This window comes from Actinocrispum wychmicini (assembly GCF_004345645.1).
GTDB classification, from domain to species: Bacteria; Actinomycetota; Actinomycetes; order Mycobacteriales; family Pseudonocardiaceae; genus Kibdelosporangium; species Kibdelosporangium wychmicini.
Map to the genome: position 1 here is coordinate 361,272 of NZ_SLWS01000001.1, position 24,869 is coordinate 386,140.

The window sequence follows — 24,869 nt, forward strand, 5'->3', positions numbered from 1 at the left end:
GGTTCAACCAGGGGAAGCCCGGATTCGGTGAGTAAGGTTGCGGCATGGGGAACGAGAAGGCCCAGACCCCGGCGGTCCAGGTCCAGTCGGTGGACCGGGCGCTGGCGATCCTGGACATCCTCGCCACCCGTGGCGAGGCGGGGGTCACCGAGATCGCCGCCGAACTGGACGTGCACAAGTCCACGGCGTTCCGGCTGATCGGCGCGCTGGAGAACCGCCGCCTGGTCGAGCAGGTCGCGGAACGCGGCAAATACCGCCTCGGGTTCGGCATCGTCCGCCTGGCCGGCGCCACCACCGCCCGCCTCGACCTGCCCAGGGAGAGCCAACCGGTCTGCGAACGCCTCGCCGGCGAGCTGGACGAAACGGTGAACGTGGCGATCATGGACTCGGGCCAGGCCACCAACATCACCCAGGTCTACGGCACCGCGGCGGTCACCACCCGCAACTGGATCGGCCAGCGCACCCCGCTGCACGCCACCTCCAGCGGCAAGGTCCTGCTCGCCTGGGCCGGCGGGACGGACCTCGAAGCCGCCCTGGACACCCTGGAGCGCTACACCCCGAACACCATCACGAGCCGTTCCAAACTGGTGGCCGAACTGGCGACGATCCGGCTGAACGGCTGGGGCAGCACTGCGGAGGAGCTGGAAGTCGGGCTGAACGCGGTCGCCGCCCCGATCCGCGACGGCAGCGGCGACGTCATCGCGGCGGTCAGCGTTTCCGGCCCGGCGTACCGCCTGACCGTGCACTCCTTCCCGGACGTAGCCGGGAAACTCCGCGTGGGAGCCGCGGAGATCAGTTCCCGGATCGGCTACTTCGGCGGTTAGCGCAGCGGGTTGCGGCGCACCACGTTCCCCGAGCGATTGGCCTCGAGTGACGCCGAGCCGTTGCGTCCGGTCACGACGACGCGGATGGTCAACGAACCGGTCATGTTCTCCATGATGACCTCCCAGGACGGCGAGGTGACGCCGAGCGCGACAGTGGCTTCGTCGACCAACGGGCGGATCCGGTCGGTGGGCAGCTCACGCAGGTCGAACCCGGGCGCGGGGCTGCCGCTCGGGGCGAACACCACCGACATGACGCGGTCCTGGATGATCACGCTGATCACTTGGGCACCGTCCCTGTCCCTGGTCAGGGCGGCGACGGCGTCCTTCAGCGTGCCACGGTCCCGGAACGACTGGTTCGAGCCGAGGGTGACCGTGCCGTTGGCGGACGTGATCGTGGTGGACGACGTCGAGGTGACGGTGGTCGGTGCCGGGTCGGCAGCGGAAGGCTCCGCGACGGCGGTCGTCGTGCCGAACAGGTCCGCGCGGAACAGCACGAGGACGGCGACCGCGCCGATCAGCACGCCGATGAAGACGACAGTGCCGAACGCACCGCCCTTGGGCGGTTCCTTCACCAGGGCGGACTCGGGCGCGGACTCAAGTACGGCGTTGGCCGCCCGGCGTTCCCATTCCGGCGTCGGCTCGGTGAGGATCCGGGCATGCCATGGTCGGTCGGTCGGATAGTCGACCACGAGAATGTTGCCGGGTTTGTAGGTGGGCAGGTCGACCAGGTTGACGTTGAGGGTGATCTCGGCGCGAAAGGGTGGGCCGTCCGGTGCGACCGTGACGACGAAGCGGACCGGCATATCACCTGAATCACTCCCCAGGGCGCGCAGGCTCTCGATCTTCGCGAGAGCCGTGGTCCGTGGGGCAGCCGCCTCACGGGCGCGCCGGGGTATGCCGCCGATGAAGAGGAGCACGCTGTACACCACGGGAAGACCAACGCCCACGATGACCAGCGGCACGCTCTCGATGATGGGCGCGGCGACGAGGGAGGCCAGCGTCACCCCGCTCACACAGCCGGTGAGGAACCCTCGCGTGAGAGCGATCGGACCGGTGTGGGTCGGCTGTGGGCGATCGGTGATCGTCATGTACGCGAGTTTGCCGGGCCCAGGTCGTCGCCGGAAGGTGGGTCCGACCACCTTGTGCCCATCTTGAGATACCGGCCGGCTGAACAGCGCAGCGGTTGGCGTCCGAGTCAACCCCGGCTAGCCTCTGACGACTCGCATTGTGAACCGAGTTGGGTAATACGCAACTCCAGGAGGGCGCGATGAGCTACGACCACATCATCGTCGGCGGCGGTTCGGCCGGCTGCGCGCTGGCCAACCGGCTGTCCGCCGATCCCTCGACGAAGGTCCTGGTGCTGGAGGCCGGTCGGCCGGACTGGATCTGGGACGTCTTCATCCACATGCCGGCCGCGCTGACCATGGTGATCGGCAACCGCTTCTACGACTGGAAGTACCACTCCGAGCCGGAGCCGTTCATGAACGGCCGGCGGGTCTCGCACGGCCGGGGCAAGGTCCTCGGCGGGTCGAGCAGCATCAACGGGATGATCTTCCAGCGCGGCAACCCGCTGGACCTGGAGCGCTGGGCCGCCGACGAAGGCATGCAGGACTGGGACTACGCGCACTGCCTGCCGTACTTCAAGAAGATGGAGAACTGCCTGGCCGGCGCGGACGACTGGCGCGGCGGCGACGGTCCGCTCGTCCTCGAACGCGGACCGGCCACCAATCCGCTGTTCGGAGCGTTCTTCCGGGCCGTCGAGCAGGCCGGGTACCCGCTCACCAGTGACGTCAACGGTTTCCAGCAGGAGGGCTTCGCCCGGTTCGACCGGAACATCCACAATGGACGCCGGTGGTCCGCCGCCCGCGCCTACCTGCACCCGGTCCGCAACCGGCCGAACCTGACCGTCCGGTGCCTCGCGCACGTCAACAAAGTCCTGTTCGACGGCGCACGCGCGATCGGCGTCGAATACCGCCGGTTCGGTAGCACCCACAAGGTCAGGGCGAACGAGGTCATCCTCTGCGGCGGCGCGATCAACACACCCCAACTGCTCCAGCTCTCCGGGATCGGCAACGCGCGGGAACTTCGAGCCCTCGGTATCGACGTGGTCGAGGACCTGCCCGGCGTCGGCGAGAACCTCCAGGACCACCTGGAGGTCTACGTCCAGCACGCGGCCACCAAACCCGTCTCGCTCAACCCCGCCCTGAAATGGCGCAACCGTCCGCTGAGCGGCCTGCGGTGGCTGCTCGCCCGCACGGGCCCGGCCGCCACGAACCACTTCGAAGGCGGCGGCTTCGCGCGAAGCAATGACGACGTCGAGTACCCGAACCTGATGTTCCATTTCCTGCCGCTGGCGGTCCGGTACGACGGCTCGCGGCCCACCGCGGGCCACGGCTACCAGGTGCACATCGGGCCGATGTACTCCGACGCGCGCGGCTCGGTCAAGATCAAGTCGACGGACCCGCGTGCGCACCCGGCGTGCAAGTTCAACTACCTGTCCACCGACCAGGACCGGCGGGAATGGGTCGAGGCGATCCACGTCGCCCGGAGCATCCTCAGCCAGCCCGCGTTCGGCGAGTTCGACGCGGGCGAGATCTCCCCCGGCCCCGAGGTGCGGACCGACGAGGAGATCCTGCGATGGGTGGCGCGGGACGCCGAGACCGCGTACCACCCGTCCTGCACCGCCAAGATGGGCGTCGACGACATGTCCGTTGTGGACCCGACGTCCATGCGTGTGCACGGCGTCGAGGGGCTACGGGTCGTGGACGCCTCGGTCATGCCGTACGTGACCAACGGGAACATCTACGCCCCGGTGATGATGGTGGCCGAGAAGGCCGCCGACCTGATCCTCGGCAACACCCCGCTGCCAGCGTCGGACGCGAAGTTCTACCGGCGGAGTGAGGCATGAGCGAGAGCGCCATCCAGTCAGTCGACCGGGCCCTGACCGTCCTGCGCCTGCTCGCCGAGCATGGCGAACTGGGTGTCACGGACATCGCCAGGAGGCTGCAGGTCCACAAGTCGACCGCGTTCCGCCTGGTCACCACGTTGGAGGCGCACGACCTGGTGGAACAGCACGCCGACCGCGGCAAGTACCGCCTCGGCGTCGGCGTGTTGCAGCTCGCGGGCGCGACAACGGCCAAGCTCGACCTCGTCCAGCGCGCCCGCCCGGTGTCGCAGCGGCTGGCGGAGGTCGTCGGCGAGACCGTCAACATCACGGTCCTGTCCGGCCACGAGGCGCTGTACGTCGACCAGGTGGCCGGTTCGGCCGCGTTGCAGCTGCACAACTGGGTCGGCCAACGGATCCCCCTGCACGCGACGTCCAACGGCAAGGTGCTGCTCGCAAGCGTTTCCGGGGTCCGGTTCGACGAGCTGACCAGCGGCGTCCTCAAGCGCTTCACGGACAAGACGATCACCGGTCGCGCCGAGCTGCGCGGCCAGATCGAGGCGGTCCGGCGGGACGGCTTCGCCACCGCGGTCGACGAGCTGGAGGTGGGGCTGACGGCGGTGGCCGCGCCGATCAGCGGGGCCGACGGAGTCGTGGTGGGATCGATCAGTGCCTCCGGTCCCAGCTTCCGCGTCACCGCCGAACGCCTGCCCGACGTGGCGAAGCACGTGGTGGCCTCAGCCCACGAGGTTTCCCGCAGGCTGGGATGGCACGGCCACTACCTAAACCCATTTGAGACATGGCGCTCTCTTGACTAAGCGGGTCTCTCGACACGATGGTGTTCCATGCACGGAACTCGGGTGCACGATACGCAACAACCAGTGATCTCCGTCCGAAACCTGTGGAAGGTCTTCGGGCCCAAGGCGGCGCGGGTGCCCGTCTCGGCGGAGCTGCGGGAGCTGTCCAGGCGTGAGCTGCTGGACCGCACCAGTTGCACGGCCGCGGTCCGGGACATCGAGTTCGACGTCGCGCCCGGCGAGGTGTTCGTGGTGATGGGCCTGTCCGGCTCGGGCAAGTCCACCTTGGTCCGCTGCCTCACCCGGCTGATCGAGCCGACCGCGGGCGAGGTGATCTTCGAGGGCGAGGACATTCTCAACGCCGACGAGAAGCGGCTGCGTGAGCTGCGCCGGCGCAAGTTCTCCATGGTGTTCCAGCATTTCGGCCTGTTGCCGCACCGGTGCGTGGTCGACAACGTGGCGTACGGCCTGGAGATCCGGGGAGTTGGCAAGGCCGAGCGCGCCAAACGGGCTGGTGAGGTGATCGAACTCGTCGGCCTCGGCGGTTACGAGAAGGCATACCCGGACCAGCTCTCCGGCGGCATGCAGCAACGTGTCGGCCTGGCGCGGGCGCTGGCCGGCGACCCGGACGTGCTGCTGTTCGACGAACCGTTCTCCGCGCTGGACCCGTTGATCCGGCGCGACATGCAGAGCGAGATCTGCCGCCTGCATCGCGAGGTCGGCAAGACGATGGTGTTCATCACCCACGACCTGGCCGAGGCGCTCAAGGTCGGCGACCGCATCCTGATCATGCGGGACGGCGCCCTCGTACAGATCGGCACGGGTGACGAGCTGGTCGCGGCGCCCGCCGACGACTACGTCCGGGACTTCGTGCGGGACGTGCCGAAGTCGCATGTCCTCACGTTGAAGTGGATCATGCGCCCGAAGCGGGACGACGACCCGCTGGACGGCCCCGAACTGGGCCCGGACGTGGTGGTCCGAGAGGCGACCCGCAGCGTCCTGGCCGCCGAGAAGCCGGTGAAGGTGGTCAAGGACGGCGAACTGCTGGGCATCGTGGGCGACGAGGAGATCCTGTCGATCATCGCCGAGAGCGGGTCCTGATGGCCGCGGTCATCGAGCAGCCCGCCACCAGAGCTGGCTTCGTGTTCCGGCTGTCCCGCGGCCGCGGCCGGATCGTGCTCGGCGTCCTGGTCGCGTGGCTGGTGTTGTGGCTGGTCACGCGGGGCACGAGCACATTGGCGCTGAGCCCGGCCCAGCTGACCGACCTGCACCGCGGGCTGAACCACGTCAACGACTCGATCGGCGCCGACCGCGACTCCAGCTGGATCTTCCTGTACTTCTTCAACGAGATCCGGCTGGTCATCGACCAGTTCGTGATCTTCCTCCAGTCGCTGATCGCCCAGCCCGCCTATGGCCGGCCGCTACCGGTCGTCGGGTGGCTCGGCGTGGTCGCCCTGGTCGGGTTCGTGTCGTACGCGGTGGCGAACATCCGGGTGGCGCTGCTGGCCATGGCCGGGTTCTTCTTCCTTGGCCTGCAAGGACTGTGGCGCGAGAGCATGGACACGCTCGCGCTCACGCTGGCCGCGGTGATCATCTCGCTGGCGATCGGCATCCCGCTGGGCATCTGGGCGGGTGTGTCGAACCGGTTCAACCGGATCATCACGCCGGTCCTGGACTTCATGCAGATCATGCCGACGTTCGTGTACCTGGCGCCGCTGACGCTGTTCTTCCTGATCGGCCCGGCGTCGGCGACCATCGCGACCCTCATCTACGCCGCCCCGCCGGTGATCCGCCTGACGGCACACGGCATCCGGTCCGCGCCGCACGACACCGTCGAGGCGAGTGAGTCCCTTGGCTCGACGAAAACCCAGACGTTGACCAAGGTCCTGCTGCCGGCCGCGAAACGGACCATCGTGCTCGGCGTGAACCAGACGATCATGGCGGCGCTGGCGATGGTCACCATCGCGGCCCTGATCGACGCGCCCGGCCTCGGCAAGACCGTCGTGAAGGCGTTGCAGACGCTGGACGTCGGCACGGCGTTCAACGCTGGCCTGGCGATCGTGGTGATGGCCATCGTGCTGGACCGGGTCACCACGGCCGCCGCGACCCGGGGCCGGCGCCGTCCACATAGGATGGTCTTGCTCGTCGCCGGCGCGGCCGCGGCGTTCGCGATCTGGCTGTCGTACACCTATGTCTGGGCGGCGGAGTTCTCCGACGAGCTGAACATCGGCCCGGCGATCGCGCAGGCCGCCGGCGACGCGACGAACTGGGTGCAGACGACACTGTCGCCCGTCACCAACGGCATCAAGGACGTCTTCACGTCCGTGCTGATCGACCCGCTGCAGGCGTTGTTGACCGACTCGCCGTGGTGGCTGTTCGCCGTGGTCGTCGTGGTCATCTCGGCGGTGGTCGGCAGCGTGCGCGCGGCCGTCATCTCCGCGACCTGCCTCGCGTTGCTCGCGTTGTCCGGGTTGTGGCAGGACAGCATGACGACGCTGGCGTCCACGCTCGTGGCCACGGTGTTCACGATGGTCATCGGTGTGGTCGTCGGCGTGTGGATGGGCCGCAGCTATCGCGCGGACAGGATCATCCGGCCGGTCCTCGACGCCGCCCAGACCATGCCCGCGTTCGTGTACCTGGTGCCGTTCCTGGCCTTGTTCGCGGCCAGCAGGTTCACCGCGATCGCCGCGGCGGTGGTGTACGCGGCACCGGTGGCCGTGAAGATCGTCGCCGACGGCATCCGCGGTGTGTCGGGCACGACCGTGGAAGCCGCCGTGTCCGCCGGGTCGAGCACCTGGCAGACGATCACGAAGGTGCAACTGCCGATGTCGGTGCGGGCCCTGACATTGGCCACCAACCAGGGGTTGATCTACGTCCTGTCGATGGTCGTCGTCGGTGGACTGGTGGGCGCGGGCGCGCTCGGCTACGACGTCGTCGCGGGGTTCTCGCAGGGTGAGCTGTACGGCAAGGGCCTCGCGGCCGGGATCGCGATCGTGCTGCTCGGGGTCATGCTCGACCGCCTCACGCAGGCGGCGGCCAACCGCATGGGAAGAGGAGTGGCAACGTGAGGATTCTCGGAATCGCGCTGGTCGCGGCCCTGGCTCTGGCCGGGTGCAGCGGAGCCAAGGTGGGTGACAGCTCGGGCGGCGGCAAAGGCGCCTCCTGCGGAACACTCAACCTGGCCGTCAACCCGTGGGTCGGCTACGAGGCGAACGCAGCGGTGATCTCCTACGTGGCCGAGAAGAACCTCGGTTGCAAGGTGACCAAGAAGGACCTGAAGGAAGAGGTGTCCTGGCAGGGCTTCAGCACCGGCGAGGTGGACGCCGTGGTGGAGAACTGGGGCCACGACGACCTGCGCAAGAAGTACATCGACGACCAGAAGACCGGTGTCGCCGCGGGCTCGACCGGGGTGAAGGGCCAGATCGGCTGGTACGTGCCGCCGTGGCTGGCCCAAGCACACCCGGATGTACTGGACTGGAACAACCTCAACAAGTACGCGGAGGAGTTCAAGACCTCCGAATCCGGCGGCCAGGGCCAACTGCTCGACGGCGACCCCTCGTTCGTCACGAACGACGAGGCGCTGATCAAGAACCTGAAGCTGAACTTCAAGGTGGTCTACGGCGGCAGCGAGACCGCGTTGATCCAGGCGTTCAAGCAGGCGGAGGAGCAGAAGAAGTGGCTGATCGGCTACTTCTACTCGCCGCAGTGGCTGCTGTCGGAGGTGAAGCTGCAGAAGGTGAAGCTGCCCGCGTACACCGCCGGCTGCGACGCGGACCCGGAGAAGGTCGCCTGCGACTACCCGGACTACGACCTGGACAAGATCGTCAGCAAGAAGTTCGCCGACACCGCGGGTCCGGCGTACCAGCTGGTCAAGAAGTTCCAGTGGACCAACGACGACCAGAACCTCGTGGCCCGGTACATCGCCCAGGACAAGATGAGTGCCGACGCGGCGGCCAAGAAGTGGGTGGACGCCAACCCGGACAAGGTCAAGTCCTGGCTGCCCGCAACGTGATCAGCTCGCCGCAGCGGCGTCGGTCCGGACGCCGCTGCGGTGCAGGTCGCTAGACGGTTCCCGCTGGGCAGTGGGTGCCTGGCCACGGTGTCGTGCCGGCCAAGACGTAGTTGGTGAACACGGCTCGCGTGCAGTCCGTGCGGTCCACCACGCCATGCCCCCAGCCGTCGTAAGTCAGCAGCACGCTGCCACGAAGCTGCCGGTTGACGCTCCGCGCCCACTCCAGACCGGTCGCGGGGTCGTGCGAAGCGTTCATGATCAGTACGGGTGGCACACCGCCGATTGTCGTTCGGTGCTGCGGGTTCGGGGTCGCGGCCGGCCATGCCGAACACAAGGAGAACAGGGCGAACGCGAAGTGTGTCCGCACGGTCGGCGCCGCGGCGTTCTGCTTGCGCCACCACGCTTCCCACTCGTGCTGGCTGGAGATCCGGACCCGCTGATCGGCGCAGGTCGCGATCTGCGGGAACGGCACGGCCTCGGGCGCCGCCTTGGTGGACCGCACTTCGGAAAGCGCCTTCAGCCGGTTGGCGGCGCCGGCCCAGTTCGGTTTGTAGAAGTAGTTGACCACGGTGCTGGCCAGGTTCATGGGCGTGACCGGCAGGTCACCGCGGATCGCTTTGGCCCACAGGTCGCCGTACACCTGACCTGGGTCCTGACCGTGCAACGCGCAGGTCGTGTCGGCCGCGCACCATTTCTCGAACTCGTTGAACGAGTCCTCACCGAAGCCGGCCGCGTCGGTGACGAACTTCGACGGCGTCAGGCTGTGGTCGAAGACGCTGTCCAGCACCAGTCCGCGGACGCGCCAGGGGAAGTTCTCGGCGTACATCTGGCCGGTGAGGGTGCCGTAGGACCGGCCGTACAGCGTGATCTGCTGTTCGCCCAGCGCGGCTCGGATCGTGTCGATGTCCCGCGCGACACTCACGCTGTCGACGTGGTCGACCAGTGGACCGGTGAGCTGCCGGCAGCTGGTGCCGAGGTCGCGCGCGTAGTTCTGGACGACCGAGAGCCGGGCGCCCGCTTCCGGAACGAAGTTGGGCAGGTTCGCCAGCAGCGCCAGGTCGCACATGATCGGGTGGCTGCGGTTGGTGCCGCGTGGGTCGAAGCTGACGACGTCGAAGCGTTCGGCCACGGCGGGCGGCACGACGTTGCCGTCCACCAAGGTCTCGACGCCCGAGTCTCCTGGCCCGCCGGGCATGAACACGAGCGTGCCCTGTTTCCTGCCAGTCGCCCGCGCACGGGCCACGGCGACATCGATCGTGCCGGTCGACGGTCGCGCATAGTCGATCGGCACGGTGACCGTTCCACATTCGACCGTCGTGGTCGGTGCGCACGGCTGCCAGCCAACGCCTGGCGCTGGGGCCGCGGTCGCGGTGGTGGTCGTCGCGGTGATACCCAAAAGCAGCAGTGTGGCGAGCACCATGGGTCTGCGTCTCATACGTCCTCCCGGAAGCAGTGGATCTTTCCGGTTGAGTATGTGAGCGCGGAACTCCTTGACGTGCCAGGGAAGTCCCTGGGATGTCCCCGATTGTCCGACGGGTGACCCGGTCCGGAACAACCCCTGCTGTGCCGGTTCTACGGACCTTCCTCGGCGGACTGGGTGGCCCGCACCTCGGCCTCGGCCCAGGTTGCCCAGTCGTGGACCAAGGCCACCTGCCGTATTCCCCATTCCAGCGCGATCCGGCCGTACACCGCGAGGCTGTCTTTCTCGTCGGCGACCGCGGTTCTGATCGCCTCGAACTCCGCGATCCGCTCGGCGGCGAACTCGCTCTGGCGCCGCAGGTAGGCGATGGCCTCCTCGCTGGTCACCAGATCGAGGAAGAAGACCCGCAGGAGCATGTCGCTGCGCCGAAGGCGCTCGGGTTGGATCTCGGTCATCCAGTGTCGCAGTTCCACCAGGCCCGGCTCGGTGATGGCGTACTCCTTGCGACCGCGTGGTCCTTCGGCCGCGACTTCGACCAGGTCGGCGTCGGCCATCCTGTTGAGTTCCGAGTAGAGCTGGCTCTGGGTCGCCGACCAGACGTTGGCGAGCGACACTTCGAAGCGCTTCAGCAGGTCGTAGCCGCTGGCGGGGCCGTGGGCCAACAGCCCGAGCACGGCATGGCGGAGACTCATGACATCCATCCTACCTTCCAAGGTTGACATGTCTCCAATGGATATTCTACCTTTGACATGTCACAACTGGAATATCAGGAGCAACGATGATCGGGTACGTCAAGACCTTCGCCCCCTGGATCGCCTTCGCGGTGCTGTCCACCAGCGGTGAGTACCGATGGGGCGCGCTGGCCGGCTTCGCGCTCGCACTCCTGCTCCTGGCCATGGACCGCCGCAAGGGCAAACAGTGGGACGCCCTGATCATCGAGAGCAGCTCGGCGGTGTTCTTCGGCGCCCTGGCCGTCGCGTCGCTGACGATCTCACCGGCACCGCTCGGCGACTACGGCCCCTCGGTCGCCGCTGCCTGGCTTGCCCTGACCGCCTGGGGCTCACTGGCCATCCGCAGGCCGTTCACCCTGGGGATCGCCAGGACCATGGTGCCCGAGCAGTTCCACAGCCACCCGATGTTCTACCGCACGAACGCGATCATCACCGCGGCCTGGGCCGTCGGCTTCACCGTCGAAGTCGGCCTGCTCCTGCTGCTCGAAGCCGTGGCTCCGCACGCGACCGCCGCCCTCGTCGCGGTCAAGATCGGCGCCTTCGTGCTCCCGGCCCTGTTCACCATCCGCTACCGACAGATCGTCCGCGCCCGTCAGGAGGCCACCCGATGAAGACCTATCTCAACGGCCTGCTCGCCCCCGTCGACAACGAGATCGACAGCAAAGACCTCCAGGTCACCGGCAAGGTCCCGGAGGAGTTGACCGGCCGTTACTTCCGTAACGGCCCCAACCCCCTGCCCGGCACGGATCCTGGCCATTGGTTCGGCGGCTCCGGCATGATCCACGGCATCCGCCTCGCCGGCGGCCGGGCCGAGTGGTACCGCAACCGCTGGATCAAAACGACCCTCCTGGCCGGCCAGGAGTTCATCACCGACCGCGGCCTGGATCTTACCGCCGTCACCGCCAACACGAACGTCATCCGGCACGCGGACAAGATCCTCGCTATGGTGGAGAACGGTTTCCCGTACGAGATGTCGCCCGAGCTCGACACCGTCGGCCCGTACGACTTCGGTGGTCGCCTCACCACGGCGATGACGGCGCACCCCAAGGAAGACCCGGTCACCGGCGAGCTGCACTTGTTCGGATACGGCTTCGTCGAGCCCTATCTGACATACCACCGGATCACCGCGCAGGGCGAACTGGCCGAGAGCCACGACGTCGACGTGCCCGGACCGACGATGATGCACGACTTCGCGGTCACCGAGAACCATGTGATCTGGCTGGACCTGCCGATGGTGTTCGACGTCGAACGGGTCGGCAAGGGGTCGCCCATTCGCTGGGATGACGAGTACGGCGCCCGCCTCGGCGTCATGTCCAAAGCGACGAAGGCGGTGCAGTGGTTCGACATCGACCCGTGTTACGTGTTTCACGTCGGCAACGCGTACGAGGACAACGGCAGGATCGTGCTCGACGCGGTCCGTCACTCCCGTGACCACATCAACTCCTTCTGGACTGACGTGAGCGGCAGCGCGAACCCAGCGCCCGAGATTCATGGCACGACGCTGTATCGCTGGACACTCGATCCTGCGGGGCACACCGTCAAGGAGGAGCAGCGCGACGACCGGGACGTCGAGTACCCGTCGTTCAACGAAAGCCGCCTCGGCCGGCCGAGCCAGTTCCTGTACACGGTCACGGACGACGCGATCGTCAAGTACGACACGGTGACCGGCGTGGGCCACGCGCGGGATTTGGGCCGGGCGCCGGGCGAGGCCGAGTTCGTGGCCAGGCAGGACGCTCGTGCCGAGGACGACGGCTGGCTGATGTCCATCGTCACCGAGCATGACGGCAGTGCCTCCGACCTGGTGATCCTGGACGCCCAGACGTTGTGGACCGTGGCCGAGGTGCGTCTGCCCCGGCGGGTGCCGGCCGGCTTCCACGGGAACTGGCTGGCCGACTCTTGACACGGCTCCGGCCTGCGCGCGACGCTTGTTGCGTAAACTGCAAGCTGTTGCGGATTATGCACTGGAGGCGCGGGTGGCCGGACCGAAGGTCGTGATCATCGGCGCGGGAGTGGTGGGCGCGGCCCTCGCGGACGAGCTCTCCACCCGCGGCTGGACCGACGTCACAGTGGTCGACCAGGGGCCGCTGCCCGCGCCGGGCGGCTCGTCCAGTCACGCGCCGGGCCTGGTGTTCCAGGCGAACTCGTCGAAGACGATGACCGAACTGGCCCGCTACACGGTCGAGAAGCTCGCCGGCATCGGCTGCTTCCTGCAAGTGGGCGGGCTGGAGGTGGCCACCACCGACGAGCGGCTCCGCGAGCTGTACCGGCGGCACGGCTGGCTCACCGCCTGGGGTGTCCACGGGACCGTCCTCAGTCCACAAGAGACGCATGAGCTGTACCCCTTGCTCGACAAGGACACCGTCCTCGGTGGCCTGCATGTACCCACGGACGGCTTGGCCAAGGCCGTACGGGCAGTGGAGGTCCAGCTCAGCCGGGCACGCGGGGGTGGCGTCCGGCTGCTGGACCGCCACGAGGTACTGGACATCAGAACCGAAGGCGACCGGGTCACCGGCGTCGTGACGGATCACGGCGAGATCGACGCGGACCTGGTGGTGTGCTGCGCCGGGATCTGGGGTCCGAAGGTCGCCGGCCTGGTCGGCATGACGCTGCCGCTGCTGCCGCTGGCCCACCAGCTCGCGTGGACCGGCCAGGTGCCGGCGATCGCGGGCCAGCGGGCCGAGGCTGTCCGGCCCATCCTCCGGCACCAGGACGCCGACCTGTACTACCGCGACCGGTTCGACACGATCGGCATCGGCTCCTACGGTCACCGCCCGATGCCGATCGATGTCGACGACATCCTCGGTGTGGACCAGGCCGAGGTCATGCCGTCCGTGCAGCCGTTCACCGAGGACGACTTCGCCGACGCCTGGCAGGAGTCCCAGCGACTGCTGCCGTCCCTGCGCGAAGCCAAGGTCGAGGAAGGCATCAACGGCCTGTTCTCGTTCACCGTGGACGACATGCCGCTGCTCGGCGAATCCCCGACGGTCAAGGGCTTCTGGGTGGCCGAGGCCGTCTGGGTGACGCATTCCGCCGGGGTCGGCCACGCCATGGCCGAATGGCTCGTCAACGGCTACTGCGAGTCCTACGACCTGCACGAATGCGACGTGAACCGGTTCGAGCAGCACCATCTCGCGCCGGACTACGTCACGGCCCGCGGCTGCCAGAACTTCGTCGAGGTCTACGACATCAAGCACCCGCTGCAGCCGATGGACGACCCGAGGCCGCTCCGCACCAGCCCCTTCTACCAGCGACAGCAGGAGCTCGGCGCGGTCTTCCTTGAGGCCAACGGCTGGGAACGCCCGCAGTGGTACGAGGCGAACGCGCACCTCGTCGAAGGCCGTGACCTGCACGAGCCGAACGAGTGGGCGGCCCGCTACTGGTCACCGATCGCGGCCGCGGAAGCCCAGGTCACCCGCGAGACGGTCGCCCTCTACGACATGACCGCCTTGAAGCGTCTGATCGTCGAAGGGCCTGGCGCGGCACGGTTCCTGCAGCGGATGACCACAGGCGACGTCGACAAGTCCGTCGGTTCGGTCACCTACTGCCTGCTGCTGGACGTGGACGGCGGCATCCGCAGTGACGTGACGGTCGCCCGCCTGTCGAAGACCCGGTTCCAGGTGGGCGCGAACGGCAATCTCGATCTCGACTGGTTCACCAGGCATCTCCCCGACGACGTGCTCGTCCGTGACCTGACCGCGAGCACGTGCTGTATCGGCATCTGGGGCCCGAAGGCGCGCGATGTCGTGCAGCCGCTGACAAAGCTCGACCTCACGGCGTTGAAGTACTTCCGCGGCGCGCAGGACTACATCGGCAACGTCCCGGTGACCGCCCTGCGACTGTCCTATGTGGGCGAACTCGGCTGGGAGCTGTACACCACCGCGGACATGGGCCTGAAACTGTGGGACACGCTCTGGCGGGCCGGTGGCGAGCACGGGATCATCGCCGCGGGCCGGGCCGCGTTCACCAGCCTCCGCCTGGAGAAGGGCTACCGTTCGTTCGGCACGGACATGACGTACGAGCACGATCCCTTCGAAGCCGGCCTGGGGTTTGCCGTGAAACTCGCCAAAGAGGACTTCGTGGGCAAGGACGCTTTGCGCCCCGGCGACCCGAAGCGCAGGCTCACCTGCCTGACCTTGGCCGACACCGTGATGGGCAAGGAGCCGGTCTACGCGGGCGAGACGTGCGTGGGTTACGTGACGAGTGCCGCGTTCGGCCACACCATCGGCAAAGGCATCGCGTACGCGTGGCTGCCGGCCGAGCTGTCGCACCCCGGCCAGACCGTCCACATTGGCTACTTCGACCGCCGCATTCAGGCGACCGTGGCCGAGGAACCGCTGTTCGACCCCAAGATGACCCGGTTGAGGGGATGACCCGTGGCGCACCCGGACTGGCTCTGGCGGACCCCGGAGCCCAAGCGGTCGTATGACGTGGTGATCGTCGGCGCGGGCGGTCATGGCCTGGCCACCGCCTACTACCTGGCGAAGAACCACGGCGTCACGAACGTGGCCGTGCTGGAGAAGGGCTGGCTGGCCGGCGGGAACATGGCCCGCAACACCACGATCATCCGTTCCAACTACCTGTGGGACGAGAGCGCGGGCATCTACGAGCACTCGCTGAAGCTCTGGGAGGGCCTGGCCGAGGAGCTCGACTACGACTTCCTGTTCAGCCAGCGGGGCGTCCTCAACCTGGCCCACACGCTGCAGGACATCCGTGAGGGCACGCGTCGGGTGAACGCGAACCGGCTGAACGGGATCGACGGCGAATGGCTGTCGCCGGAAGAGATCGCCAAGGTCTGCCCGATCGTGAACGTCTCCCAGGACGTCCGCCATCCCGTTCTCGGCGGCACCTGGCAGCCCCGCGCGGGGATCGCCAAGCACGACTATGTGGCGTGGGCGTTCGCCCGGCGCGCGGACGAGTTCGGCGTCGACCTGATCCAGAACTGCGAGGTCACCGGCTTTCTGACGGACGGGAACCGGGTCACCGGAGTGCGGACGAACCGTGGCCCGATCAGCGCGGGCCGGGTCGGTCTCGCCGCGGCCGGGCACACCAGCGTCCTCGCCGCCACGCTCGGCATCCGGTTGCCGCTACAGAGCCACCCGCTGCAGGCGTTGGTGTCCGAGTTGCTCGAACCCGTGCACCCGACCGTCGTGATGTCGAATCACGTGCACGTGTACGTCAGCCAGGCCCACAAGGGCGAGCTGGTGATGGGCGCGGGCATCGACTCGTACAACTCCTACGGGCAACGCGGGTCTGTGCACATCATCGAGCAGCAGATGGCCGCGGCGGTGGAGCTGTTCCCGATCTTCGCGCGCGCCCACCTGATCCGGACCTGGGGCGGGATCGTCGACGTCTCCCCCGATGCCTCGCCCATCATCGGTCGGACGCCGATGGCGAACCTGTTCGTCAACTGCGGCTGGGGCACCGGCGGTTTCAAGGCCACGCCGGGTGTCGGCTGGGTGTTCGCGCACACGCTCGCCCACGGCACACCGCACGAGCTCAACGAACCGTTCACCCTGGAGCGCTTCACCACGGGCGCCCTGATCGACGAGCATGGCGCAGCCGCCGTGGCCCACTAAGGAGAGACCGCATGCTCCTGATCAGTTGTCCCTGGTGCGGGGAACGTGAGGAGACCGAGTTCCACTACGGCGGCCAGGCCCTCGTCGCCTATCCGGCGAACCCCGATGCGCTGTCCGACGAGGAGTGGGCCCAGTACCTGTTCTTCCGGGACAACCCCAAGGGCGACTTCGCCGAACGCTGGGTGCACACGGCCGGTTGCCGCCGCTGGTTCAACACCGTTCGCAACACCGTGACCAGCGAGTTCACGTCATGAGGTTGCCTGAAGGCGGCCGAATCGACCGCACCCGACCGCTCTCGTTCACCCTCGACGGCACCCGGTACACCGGTTACACCGGCGACACCCTGGCCTCGGCGATGATCGCCAACGGCGTCCTGCGGGTCGCGCCCTCGCTCTACCTCAACCGTCCACGCGGGATCTTCTCCGCCGGTGTCGAAGAGCCGAACGCCCTGGTCCAGGTGGGTTCGGAGCCGTCGCTGCCGGCCACCACGGTCACCCTGACCGACGGCCTCGAAGCGCGGACGCTCAGCGGGATCGGCCGTCTCACCCCTGATCCGGACGAGCCACGTTACGACAAGAAGTACACGCACACGGACGTCCTGGTGATCGGCGGCGGGCCCGCCGGCCGCGCGGCCACCGAAGCGGCGTCGACCGGCGGTGCCCGCGTCACGCACGTGTCCACATCGGAGGGTGCGACCGCGTTCGGCTACTACGACAGCAACTACGTCCTGGTGGCCAAGGGCAATACGCTGTGGCACATCCGGGCCCGGCGGGTGATCCTCGCGACCGGCGCGCACGAACAGCCCATCGTGTTCGAGAACAACGACCGCCCCGGAGTCATGCTCGCGAGCGCGGTTCGTAAGTACATCGATCACTACGCCGTGCTGCCCGGCCGGAACGCCGTCGTGTTCACCACCAACGACACTGCCTACGCGACGGTGTTCGCCCTGGTCAAAGCCGGTGCCCGAGTCACGGTCATCGACGCGCGAACGCCACCGGAAGCGCTCGCCGCTCAGGCCAAAGCCCTGGGCGTCGAAGTCCGCACCGGCCTGGTGACCAACACCGAAGGCACCGGCCGGATCACCGCAGCGTCCACATCGGACGGACGGATCGAGTGTGACCTGCTGGCGGTGTCCGGCGGTTGGCAGCCGGCGGTGCACCTGTTCAGCCAGTCCCGGGGCACCCTGCGCTGGACCGGCGAGTCGTTCGTACCCGAACGATCCGCGCAGGCCAACCGCGTGGTCGGCGCCGCGAACGGAACCTTCGGCCTGGCCGCGGCGCTCGCCGAAGGCGCGGCCGCCGGAGCCGAGGCCGCTGAGCTGGTCGGCTGTCCCGGCCCGAAACCGTCGTCGCCCCACGTGGAATCCCACGCGGCGACACCGGCCAAGCCGGTCTGGCTCGTGCCCGGCGACCCGAAGAACCAGTTCGTCGACCTGGCCCGGGACGCGACGGTCGCCGACATCAACCGCGCGATCGGAGCGGGCATGCGGTCGCCTGAGCACGTCAAGCGGTACACGACCATCGGTACCGGCGCCGACCAGGGCCGTACGTCGAACATCCCCACTCTCGGCGTCATCGCCGAAGCTCTGAAAACCACGCCTGGTGAACTGGGCCCGACCACGTTCCGCGCGCCGGCCGTCCCGGTCTCCTTCGCCCTGATGGCAGGCCGTGACCGGGGCAGGCTGGCCGACCCGATCCGGACGACGCCCATCCACTCCTGGCATGTGGCGGCCGGCGCCGAGTTCGAGAACGTCGGCCAGTGGAAACGCCCGTGGTTCTATCCGAAGCCAGGCGAGGACATGGCAGCGGCGGTTCTCCGCGAGTGCCGTGCCGCGCGGACGAGCGTCGGCATGCAGGACGCGAGCACGCTCGGCAAGATCGAGGTGGTCGGTCCGGACGCGGGCGAGTTCCTGAACCGGATGTACACCAACGCGTTCAAGAAGCTCGCGATCGGCTCGGCGCGCTACGGGATGATGTGCAAGGCCGACGGAATGGTCTTCGACGACGGCGTGACCATGCGCCTGGCCGAGGACCGCTACTACGTCACCACGACCACCGGCGGTGCCGCGAACGTCCTGGACTGGTTCGAGGAGTGGTCCCAGACCGAGTGGCCGGACCTGGACGTGAAGTTCACGTCGGTGACCGAGCAATGGTCGACGATCGCGGTGGTCGGCCCGCGGTCCCGGGCGGTCATCGCCCGCGTCACCGACCTTGACGTCGGCACCGACGCGTTCCCGTTCATGACCTTCCGGGAGACCAGGCTCCACAACGGCGTTCCGGCGAGGATCGCCCGGATCTCCTTCTCCGGCGAGCTGGCGTACGAGGTGAACGTGGCCGGCTGGTACGGCTTGAGCACGTGGAAAGCGATCCACGAGGCCGGCGCGGACTTCGACATCACCCCGTACGGCACCGAGACGATGCACGTTCTGCGCGCGGAGAAAGGCTTCCCGATCGTCGGCCAGGACACCGATGGCACGGTCACCCCGCACGACCTGGGCATGTCGTGGATCGTGTCGACGCGGAAGGACTTCGTCGGCAACCGGTCGTTGCGCCGCCCGGACACAGCGAGACCGGACCGGAAGCACCTGGTGGGCCTGCTGCCGGTCGATCCGACGGAGTTGTTGCCGGAAGGCGCGCAGATGGTGGCCGAGGGAACCCCGCTGACGCCGCCGGTGCCGATGGTCGGGCACGTCACGTCGAGCTATCGCAGCGCGGCACTGGACCGGACCTTCGCCCTGGCCCTGATCAAGAACGGCCGCAACCGGATCGGCGAGACCCTGCTGGCACCGCTGGGCGACCGGACGATCGCGGCGACGGTCACCGAGCCCATCTTCTACGACAAGGAAGGCGCCCGCCGTGACGGTTGAGCAGCTGCGCCGCAGCCCACTGGCGGACTACCCGGGGATCACCGAGATCCCGTTCCTGACCATGGTCAACGTCCGGGTGCCGCCGACCGGGCCGGCGGCGGCGTCGATCAGCGCACGGCTCGGCGGCCCGTTGCCCGTGGTCCCCGGCTCGGTGGTAGACGCGGGCGAACGGCACGTCCTCTGGCTGGGCCCGGACGAATGGCTGGTGGTCGGCCCACCCGACGACACCGACCTACTGGGCCTGCTCGCCGAACCAGGAGCGTCCATTGTGGACGTATCAGCCAACCGGACCACGATCGAGGTGGACAGCCGTGACCTGCTCGAACACGGCTGCACCCTGGATCTGCATCCCCGGGCGTTCCACGCGGGCAAGTGCGCGCAGACGACGATCGCCCGGACCCAGGTCATCCTCTGGCAGGTCAGCGACGACCCGGTCTACCGCCTGCTGGTCCGCGGTTCGTTCGCCGAGTACCTGGCCGACTGGCTGACGGACCACAGTTAGAGATCCTCGACGTACGGGATGTCCTGTACCTCAGGGGAAGACATCCACATCCGCAACGCGTGCGTGGCCCGGACGTCGTCCTCGTTGTACTCGAACAGCCGAACGCGCTGGCTCAGGTCCGGCTCGGCGCCGTCCATCCCGACCGCGTCCCGGTACCAGCGCATCGAGTTCTCGCCGCTCGCGGCCGGGTCCCGCCAGGAGAACCCGGCGACCGGGGCGATGGTTTTCAGCCCCTTGCCCTGCGCGCACAGGAACTGGTCCTGGACGCTGCGGAACAGGTCGAACCAGCCGTCGGAGTCGATGAACTCCTGCACCTGCCGGTCGGTGGGAATCCCCGGCCTGCCGCGGAACCGCCGGGCGGACGCCAGCAGCCACCGGTTCTCCGCCAACTCGTTGTAGCAGTAGGCGCGGAAGGTCAGCCCGCGGGCACGGGCCCGCAGCCGGACCCCCATCAGCCATTCCCAGAACTCCGCGAACGACCGGGCCTCGTCGTCGGTCGGCACCGGATCCCACGTGACGAACGCCCGGTAGCCCGGCGGGTCGCCGACGTCCGCCCCGCTCAGCAGGACACCCCACATGTACGCGCCGGAGTCCCCGAAGCTCTCCATGTCGACGTCGACCTCGACGTCGGCCCTTGGCACGGTCACCTCGGCCACCCGCCGCACCACGGTCAGGTTCCGCAGCCACGCCTTGGCCAGCGCGATGGCGTCCGCCGAGGTCAGCCCCACCAGTTGGAGGTCCGTCCCGGCGGGCACCACAGCAAGGTCGTCGACGGTCCGCACGCCGGTCGCTCGCAACGTCACAGCGTCCTCGCCGCGCGCCACCAGGCTCACGTCCCGCGCCGACAGCAGCACTTTCTCGCACACAGGCCACCACGGGCAGCTGCGGCAGTCGACGATCCGCGACGGTTTGGCCAGTGCTTCGCCGCCGTTGGCCGCCGTCGACGCGATGGCCAGCCGGTCGGAGAACCGGTTGTCGTACTCGGACAACGCGGTCCGCCCACCCGGCCAGGTCGGCGCCTCCAGGTCATGCCACGCGACCACGTCGGCGTCCAGTCCGATGACCCCGCCGACCGCCCGGCGCGGCGCCGCGTAACCGGAGGCCTGCAACATCCGCCACGCGTGCGCCAGCCGCATCTGGTCCCTGGGCTGCGGCCGGATCTTCCGCAACGGGTCCACCCGGCTGCCGTCCGGCATCGGTTCGCCGAGCGGCGACGTCCGCGCGCCCGAACCAGGGTCGGTCACCTTGTGCCGGACGACCAGGACCGGCACATACCCACGGCCGGTACGCACAAGCAGGTCGATGGATCCGCGCCGGCCGCCCGACGGGTCCCTGGGCAGCTGCGCGGACCAGATGAACCGGGCGCCGGCCGCCAGCATCGCCGCGGTGGCCCGTTCCCGGTCCGCGCCCTTCATGTCCGGCCCGTTCGGGATCTCCATCCAGTCCGGGCCGACCAGCCGGGACACCCGGTCGGCGACCGACCGCCGGTGGGCCGTCGCGTCCGCCTTGCGCTGCTGTCCGGTGGGGTCCGGCGGCGCCTTCTCCACGTCCCGCATGGCCGGGTCGTTCTCCAGGTGCACCCGTCGCCGGCATCGAGTGACCACACCAGCGTCGAGCAACACCGAATCCGTCACACGAGCACTCTATGCGGTGGGGGTGACAACACCTGTGATCATCCCGGTGCCGAGATGCTGCTGTAGCCCGGCGACAGTAAGTTGAGGGGCATGGCAGGGACAAAGCGGACCGGAACGCCGCGCATCACGCCGCGCAACGCCAAGAACGCGGTGGCCGTGGCGAAAGTGATCGGCCCGGCCGTCGCGCCGGTCCTGCTGCCGTTCATGGCCAAGGCGGCGGCGAGCCTGCGCGGCATGCGGGACACCCGTCGAGCGCACAAGCTCGGCGTTCCCGTCGACGACCTCGCCAAGTTCACCGGCAAGGGCGCGACGCTGCACGCCCGGATCGCCGGCCTCACCGGCGAACTGACCGAACTGCGCGACAGCGACCAGGACTTCGTCGAAGAGTCGCGGACCACGCTCGTCCAACTGACGTCCGCGGTCCGCGCGGCCGAGCGGATGCCGGCGCCTCGCCGCAAGTTCGTACACCGGGCGGTCTCGAACGAACTGGACCTGTTGGAACGCCGCCTGCTGCACAAACTAGGTCTCTGAGCCGTACCGCAGGTACACGGGCAGCGGATCTGAGCCGCGGCGGGCGGTCCGCGTCGGTGTCTCGCCCCGCAGGACCTCCATCACCCCGCCCCGGAATCTCCCAGCAATTCGACGCTGACCTGGACTCGGCACAGTTGGCTACGCTCCACCGTGTGAAAGGACGGCCGCCGGTTACTCGCAGCACAGTGCGCGGGTGCTCGATGGCTGTCGCGTCGGCCGCGTTGGCGATCGGCGCGCACGGCATGGCGGGTGGGGGCACCCCGGACACCGCCTTGGCTGTCCTGCTGACGATGATCGTGGCCTGGGCGGGCACATCGGTAGCGGCCCGTCACCAGGGCCCGTTCGCGGTGCTGACAGCGTTGGGTACGGCCCAACTGGCGATGCACCTGGTGCTCAACTACGTGCTGCCCACGCACACCGGTCACCACACGCAGCCTGTGGCTCCGGCGGCGATGTGGGCGACGCACGTCACGGCGACGCTGCTCACAGCGGTGCTGCTGGCCAACGCCGACCGGGCGCTCAGCGTCGTCGCGTCGGGCATCAGGCTGCTGCGTGATCTGGTGCGACCGCCGACTTTCGCGGCGGTACCAGGGGCGACGTATGTACTTGCCGCATCGCCTCAGTGCTCCGACCACATCCGGCGGGTGGTGCTGCGGAAGGTGCATTCGCGGCGTGGGCCGCCGACGACCTCCTGACGTCGAGACACCGTTCACCCCACACCCCTGCAGACTCAGGAGCAATATCGTCATGTCTACAAATCGACTCGTTAGGGGCGGTGCGATCGCCCTCGTCACAGGCGCGCTGGTGCTCGCCGTCCCCGGGGTCGCGAGCGCGCACGTGACGGCCAACGTCACCGGAACCGCCCAGAAGGGTGGCTACACCAAGATCACGTTCCGGGTGCCGAACGAGGACGACAGCCAGGGCACGATCAAGCTGGCCCTGAATTTCGGCACCAACCCGCCGGTGGTCAGCGCGCGGCCCAAGCCGCTGCCCGGCTGGACCACCACGGTCACCAAGGTCGACCTCAACCCGCCGGTCACCATCGGCAAGACCACCTACAAGCAGGCGATCGGCACGATCACCTGGACCGCCCAGCCGGGCAACCGGATCAACCCGGGCGAGTTCCAGGAGTTCGACATCTCGGCCGGGCCGCTGCCGGACGCCGACCAACTGGCGATCCCGGCGACGCAGACCTACGACGGCGCCAAGGGCGACGTGAAGTGGGACCAGCCGGCCATGCCGGACGGCTCGGAGCCGCAGCACCCGGCGCCGTCCATCAAGCTGGCCGCGGCCGGTGCGTCCGAGGACGCGCACGGCGGCATGGGTACCCAGGCGGACGTGAAGAACGCCGCGGACTCGCATGACGCCGCGTCGCCGGCAAGCGACAACACGGCTCGCTGGCTCGCCGGTGCCGGCCTGGTGATCGGCGCTCTTGGTCTGGGCCTCGGCGTGGGCGCGACCCTGCGGGGCCGTCGAAGCGCCGGCAAGACCAACCAGAGCAACCAGACCAGCCAGAGCGGAGAGGCGTGATCCGCCGGATCGCGGCGGTCGCCGTCCTGGCCGGCCTGGCTTTCGCCGGGCTGGCCTCGCCGGCGCTCGCCCACAACGCGCTGGTCGGATCCGATCCGAAGGACCAGGCGTCGCTCGATGTCGGGCCGCAGACCGTGCGGCTCACGTTCGACCAGCCGGTCCAGGACGACGCCGGGGCCAACACGGTCGCGGTGATCGGCCCGAGCGGCGACCACTGGGAGACGGCCGCGCCCAAAGTGGACAGCAACGTGGTGTCCGCGACGGTCGGTGCGCTCGGCCCGAGCGGCCAGTACTCGGTGAACTGGCGGGTGCTGTCCGCGGACGGACATCCGGTGCAGGGCACCGTGAAGTTCACGTTGGCCAAGGCGGGCAACGGAACCCCGACCCCGCCGGACGTGCTCGCCAAGTTCGGCGGCACCGGGCTGCAGTCCGGCGACTCCGGCGGCGGCATCCCGACCTGGGTGTGGATCGTCGGCGCGGCGGTCCTGCTCGTCATCGGGGTGGTGTTCGCGATGCGGATGGGCGGCAAGGAAGACGACGCCTGATGACCGCCCGGACCACGGCGGCCCCTCGGCTGACCCTGGTCCTGGTCACCGCGGCGCTGGCCGGTGTGCTCATCGGCCTGGCGCTCACGGCGACCAGGACTCTCCCAGGGCTGGCCGAGCCGGCCGCGGTGGTCCGTTATGGCATCCCGATCGTCCGCGTGCTGCTGGACATGGCCGCGGTCGCCACGGTCGGGCTGACGATCCTGCCGCTGCTGATCGGATCCGACCGGCCGAAGCTCACCGAGGGGGTGCTGCGCGGCACCCGGCGGGTGGCGGTCGCCAGCTCCTTGGCTTGGGGCATCACGGCTTTGGTCGCGCTCGTGCTGCAGACCGCCGAACTGCGACTGTCCGAATCGGTCACTCTCGGCGCGATCTGGGACTACGTGCGGACGATCAGCGCGGGCAAGGCGCTGGTCGCGGTGTTCGTCCTCGCGATGCTGAACGCCGGTCTCTCGGTGTGGGCGGTCCGGGCCGGCGATTCAGTACCGGCGGAGTTGCGAGCCGCGGCCGCGCTGTTCACGTTGCTGCCGCTCCCGGTGACCGGACACGCGACCAACTGGAGCTGGCAGGACGTCACGATGGTGTCGATGGAGCTGCACGTGCTGGCCGCGGTCGCGTGGACCGGCGGCCTCGGCGCGGTGGTCGTCCTGCTTGCCACGAACCGAACGCTGCTGGCCCACGCGCTGCCACGGTTCTCGACGCTGGCCGCGCTCTGTCTCGTGGTGTCCGTCGCGACTGGACTGTTCAATGGGGTCGCCGAACTGATGGCCAAGCCCGGCGGCGACCTGTGGCACGACCTGTTCGCGACCGGCTACGGGATTCTCGTGCTCCTGAAAGTCAGCTGCGTGACTCTGCTGGCGTTGCTCGGCGCGAACATCCGCTGGCGGCTGCTACCAGGTATCCTGCGGCACCACCGGACCGCTTTGGCCGGCTGGGCGGCGCTCGAGCTGTCCATCATGGGGCTGGCGTTCGGCTTCGCGGTAGTCCTGACCAGGACGGCAGTGGCGTGAACCACCG

Annotated in this window: 22 protein-coding genes; 18 read left to right on the forward strand and 4 right to left on the reverse strand. The window is 68.6% G+C overall.

From position 1 onward, the window contains the following. Positions 1-44: 44 nt before the first annotated feature. Positions 45-824 carry an IclR family transcriptional regulator gene (locus EV192_RS01805; RefSeq protein WP_132110444.1) on the forward strand — a complete coding sequence of 260 codons (780 nt, stop codon included), beginning with the start codon at positions 45-47 and terminating at the stop codon, positions 822-824. Here the strand turns inward: EV192_RS01805 and EV192_RS01810 are convergent. Next, a complete protein-coding gene (locus EV192_RS01810) occupies positions 821-1,912 on the reverse strand; it encodes a hypothetical protein (protein ID WP_132110446.1) in 1,092 nt (363 codons plus the stop codon). The genes EV192_RS01805 and EV192_RS01810 overlap by 4 nt on opposite strands. Positions 1,913-2,091: 179 nt before the next feature. On the opposite strand from EV192_RS01810, the gene betA reads away from it, so the two are divergent. The 5 genes from betA (at position 2,092) to EV192_RS01835 (ending at position 8,517) form a co-directional block, all read left to right on the forward strand. Next, complete coding sequence (gene betA, locus EV192_RS01815) at positions 2,092-3,732, forward strand: choline dehydrogenase (protein WP_132110448.1); 1,641 nt, start codon at positions 2,092-2,094, stop codon at positions 3,730-3,732. Further along, a complete protein-coding gene (locus EV192_RS01820; protein WP_132110450.1) occupies positions 3,729-4,526 on the forward strand; it encodes an IclR family transcriptional regulator in 798 nt (265 codons plus the stop codon). The genes betA and EV192_RS01820 overlap by 4 nt, the downstream gene beginning before the upstream one ends. A gap of 63 nt (positions 4,527-4,589) precedes the next feature. Next, positions 4,590-5,606: a quaternary amine ABC transporter ATP-binding protein gene (locus EV192_RS01825; protein ID WP_243726573.1), complete on the forward strand. Its 1,017-nt coding sequence runs from the start codon at positions 4,590-4,592 to the stop codon at positions 5,604-5,606. Further along, positions 5,606-7,573 carry an ABC transporter permease gene (locus tag EV192_RS01830; protein WP_132110454.1) on the forward strand — a complete coding sequence of 656 codons (1,968 nt, stop codon included), beginning with the start codon at positions 5,606-5,608 and terminating at the stop codon, positions 7,571-7,573. The genes EV192_RS01825 and EV192_RS01830 overlap by 1 nt, the downstream gene beginning before the upstream one ends. Then, positions 7,570-8,517, forward strand: coding sequence for an ABC transporter substrate-binding protein (locus EV192_RS01835; RefSeq protein ID WP_207925858.1), 948 nt, complete (start codon positions 7,570-7,572; stop codon positions 8,515-8,517). The genes EV192_RS01830 and EV192_RS01835 overlap by 4 nt, the downstream gene beginning before the upstream one ends. Positions 8,518-8,566: 49 nt before the next feature. On the opposite strand, the gene EV192_RS01840 is transcribed toward EV192_RS01835, so the two are convergent. Together EV192_RS01840 and EV192_RS01845 are read right to left on the reverse strand one after the other, a co-directional pair. Then, positions 8,567-9,952 (reverse strand): alpha/beta hydrolase, encoded by a 1,386-nt coding sequence (locus EV192_RS01840; protein ID WP_132110456.1) that lies wholly within the window; start codon positions 9,950-9,952, stop codon positions 8,567-8,569. Between the two features lie 137 nt (positions 9,953-10,089). After that, on the reverse strand, positions 10,090-10,629 hold the full coding sequence (locus EV192_RS01845; protein ID WP_132110458.1) for a PadR family transcriptional regulator: 540 nt from the start codon (positions 10,627-10,629) through the stop codon (positions 10,090-10,092). A gap of 86 nt (positions 10,630-10,715) precedes the next feature. Here EV192_RS01845 and EV192_RS01850 point away from each other — a divergent pair, with 86 nt between their 5' ends. The 7 genes from EV192_RS01850 (at position 10,716) to EV192_RS01880 (ending at position 19,612) form a co-directional block, all read left to right on the forward strand. Further along, positions 10,716-11,279, forward strand: a complete 564-nt coding sequence (locus EV192_RS01850) for a hypothetical protein (protein WP_243726574.1) — start codon at positions 10,716-10,718, stop codon at positions 11,277-11,279. Next, positions 11,276-12,568 (forward strand): carotenoid oxygenase family protein, encoded by a 1,293-nt coding sequence (locus EV192_RS01855; RefSeq protein ID WP_132110460.1) that lies wholly within the window; start codon positions 11,276-11,278, stop codon positions 12,566-12,568. Before EV192_RS01850 ends, EV192_RS01855 begins: the two co-directional genes overlap by 4 nt. A 73-nt stretch (positions 12,569-12,641) precedes the next feature. Further along, entirely contained in the window at positions 12,642-15,038 is a 2,397-nt protein-coding gene (locus tag EV192_RS01860) for a GcvT family protein (RefSeq protein ID WP_132110462.1), read from the forward strand. A 3-nt stretch (positions 15,039-15,041) separates the two neighbouring features. Continuing rightward, complete coding sequence (locus EV192_RS01865; protein ID WP_132110464.1) at positions 15,042-16,244, forward strand: sarcosine oxidase subunit beta family protein; 1,203 nt, start codon at positions 15,042-15,044, stop codon at positions 16,242-16,244. Between the two features lie 11 nt (positions 16,245-16,255). Further along, complete coding sequence (locus EV192_RS01870; protein WP_132110466.1) at positions 16,256-16,498, forward strand: sarcosine oxidase subunit delta; 243 nt, start codon at positions 16,256-16,258, stop codon at positions 16,496-16,498. Then, positions 16,495-19,110, forward strand: a complete 2,616-nt coding sequence (locus EV192_RS01875) for a 2Fe-2S iron-sulfur cluster-binding protein (protein ID WP_132110468.1) — start codon at positions 16,495-16,497, stop codon at positions 19,108-19,110. Before EV192_RS01870 ends, EV192_RS01875 begins: the two co-directional genes overlap by 4 nt. Beyond that, the gene (locus tag EV192_RS01880; RefSeq protein WP_207925859.1) at positions 19,100-19,612 is read left to right on the forward strand and encodes a sarcosine oxidase subunit gamma; all 513 of its coding nucleotides are present in this window, start codon (positions 19,100-19,102) and stop codon (positions 19,610-19,612) included. The genes EV192_RS01875 and EV192_RS01880 overlap by 11 nt, the downstream gene beginning before the upstream one ends. Here EV192_RS01880 and EV192_RS01885 read toward each other — a convergent pair. Beyond that, positions 19,609-21,246: a TM0106 family RecB-like putative nuclease gene (locus EV192_RS01885; RefSeq protein ID WP_132110470.1), complete on the reverse strand. Its 1,638-nt coding sequence runs from the start codon at positions 21,244-21,246 to the stop codon at positions 19,609-19,611. The two genes, EV192_RS01880 and EV192_RS01885, sit on opposite strands and share 4 nt — an antisense overlap. 90 nt (positions 21,247-21,336) lie before the next feature. Between EV192_RS01885 and EV192_RS01890 the strand changes: the two genes are divergently transcribed. The 5 genes from EV192_RS01890 (at position 21,337) to EV192_RS01910 (ending at position 24,862) form a co-directional block, all read left to right on the forward strand. After that, on the forward strand, positions 21,337-21,777 hold the full coding sequence (locus EV192_RS01890; protein ID WP_132110471.1) for a DUF6474 family protein: 441 nt from the start codon (positions 21,337-21,339) through the stop codon (positions 21,775-21,777). Positions 21,778-21,977: 200 nt separating this feature from the next. Further along, on the forward strand, positions 21,978-22,472 hold the full coding sequence (locus EV192_RS01895) for a hypothetical protein (RefSeq protein WP_132110473.1): 495 nt from the start codon (positions 21,978-21,980) through the stop codon (positions 22,470-22,472). Positions 22,473-22,524: 52 nt separating this feature from the next. Continuing rightward, positions 22,525-23,307 carry a YcnI family copper-binding membrane protein gene (locus EV192_RS01900; RefSeq protein ID WP_132110475.1) on the forward strand — a complete coding sequence of 261 codons (783 nt, stop codon included), beginning with the start codon at positions 22,525-22,527 and terminating at the stop codon, positions 23,305-23,307. Then, positions 23,304-23,852 carry a copper resistance CopC family protein gene (locus EV192_RS01905; RefSeq protein WP_341770831.1) on the forward strand — a complete coding sequence of 183 codons (549 nt, stop codon included), beginning with the start codon at positions 23,304-23,306 and terminating at the stop codon, positions 23,850-23,852. The genes EV192_RS01900 and EV192_RS01905 overlap by 4 nt, the downstream gene beginning before the upstream one ends. Beyond that, entirely contained in the window at positions 23,852-24,862 is a 1,011-nt protein-coding gene (locus tag EV192_RS01910) for a copper resistance D family protein (RefSeq protein ID WP_132110476.1), read from the forward strand. The genes EV192_RS01905 and EV192_RS01910 overlap by 1 nt, the downstream gene beginning before the upstream one ends. Positions 24,863-24,869: the final 7 nt, after the last annotated feature.

Excerpts from the sequence above, each read along its gene's own strand:
- EV192_RS01805 (WP_132110444.1), top strand. The coding sequence starts at position 45 with ATGGGGAACGAGAAGGCCCAGACCCCGGCGGTCCAGGTCCAGTCGGTG.
- EV192_RS01810 (WP_132110446.1), bottom strand. The coding sequence starts at position 1,912 with ATGACGATCACCGATCGCCCACAGCCGACCCACACCGGTCCGATCGCT.
- betA (WP_132110448.1), top strand. The coding sequence starts at position 2,092 with ATGAGCTACGACCACATCATCGTCGGCGGCGGTTCGGCCGGCTGCGCG.
- EV192_RS01820 (WP_132110450.1), top strand. The coding sequence starts at position 3,729 with ATGAGCGAGAGCGCCATCCAGTCAGTCGACCGGGCCCTGACCGTCCTG.
- EV192_RS01830 (WP_132110454.1), top strand. The coding sequence starts at position 5,606 with ATGGCCGCGGTCATCGAGCAGCCCGCCACCAGAGCTGGCTTCGTGTTC.
- EV192_RS01840 (WP_132110456.1), bottom strand. The coding sequence starts at position 9,952 with ATGAGACGCAGACCCATGGTGCTCGCCACACTGCTGCTTTTGGGTATC.
- EV192_RS01845 (WP_132110458.1), bottom strand. The coding sequence starts at position 10,629 with ATGAGTCTCCGCCATGCCGTGCTCGGGCTGTTGGCCCACGGCCCCGCC.
- EV192_RS01850 (WP_243726574.1), top strand. The coding sequence starts at position 10,716 with ATGATCGGGTACGTCAAGACCTTCGCCCCCTGGATCGCCTTCGCGGTG.
- EV192_RS01855 (WP_132110460.1), top strand. The coding sequence starts at position 11,276 with ATGAAGACCTATCTCAACGGCCTGCTCGCCCCCGTCGACAACGAGATC.
- EV192_RS01870 (WP_132110466.1), top strand. The coding sequence starts at position 16,256 with ATGCTCCTGATCAGTTGTCCCTGGTGCGGGGAACGTGAGGAGACCGAG.
- EV192_RS01875 (WP_132110468.1), top strand. The coding sequence starts at position 16,495 with ATGAGGTTGCCTGAAGGCGGCCGAATCGACCGCACCCGACCGCTCTCG.
- EV192_RS01890 (WP_132110471.1), top strand. The coding sequence starts at position 21,337 with ATGGCAGGGACAAAGCGGACCGGAACGCCGCGCATCACGCCGCGCAAC.
- EV192_RS01895 (WP_132110473.1), top strand. The coding sequence starts at position 21,978 with ATGGCTGTCGCGTCGGCCGCGTTGGCGATCGGCGCGCACGGCATGGCG.
- EV192_RS01900 (WP_132110475.1), top strand. The coding sequence starts at position 22,525 with ATGTCTACAAATCGACTCGTTAGGGGCGGTGCGATCGCCCTCGTCACA.
- EV192_RS01910 (WP_132110476.1), top strand. The coding sequence starts at position 23,852 with ATGACCGCCCGGACCACGGCGGCCCCTCGGCTGACCCTGGTCCTGGTC.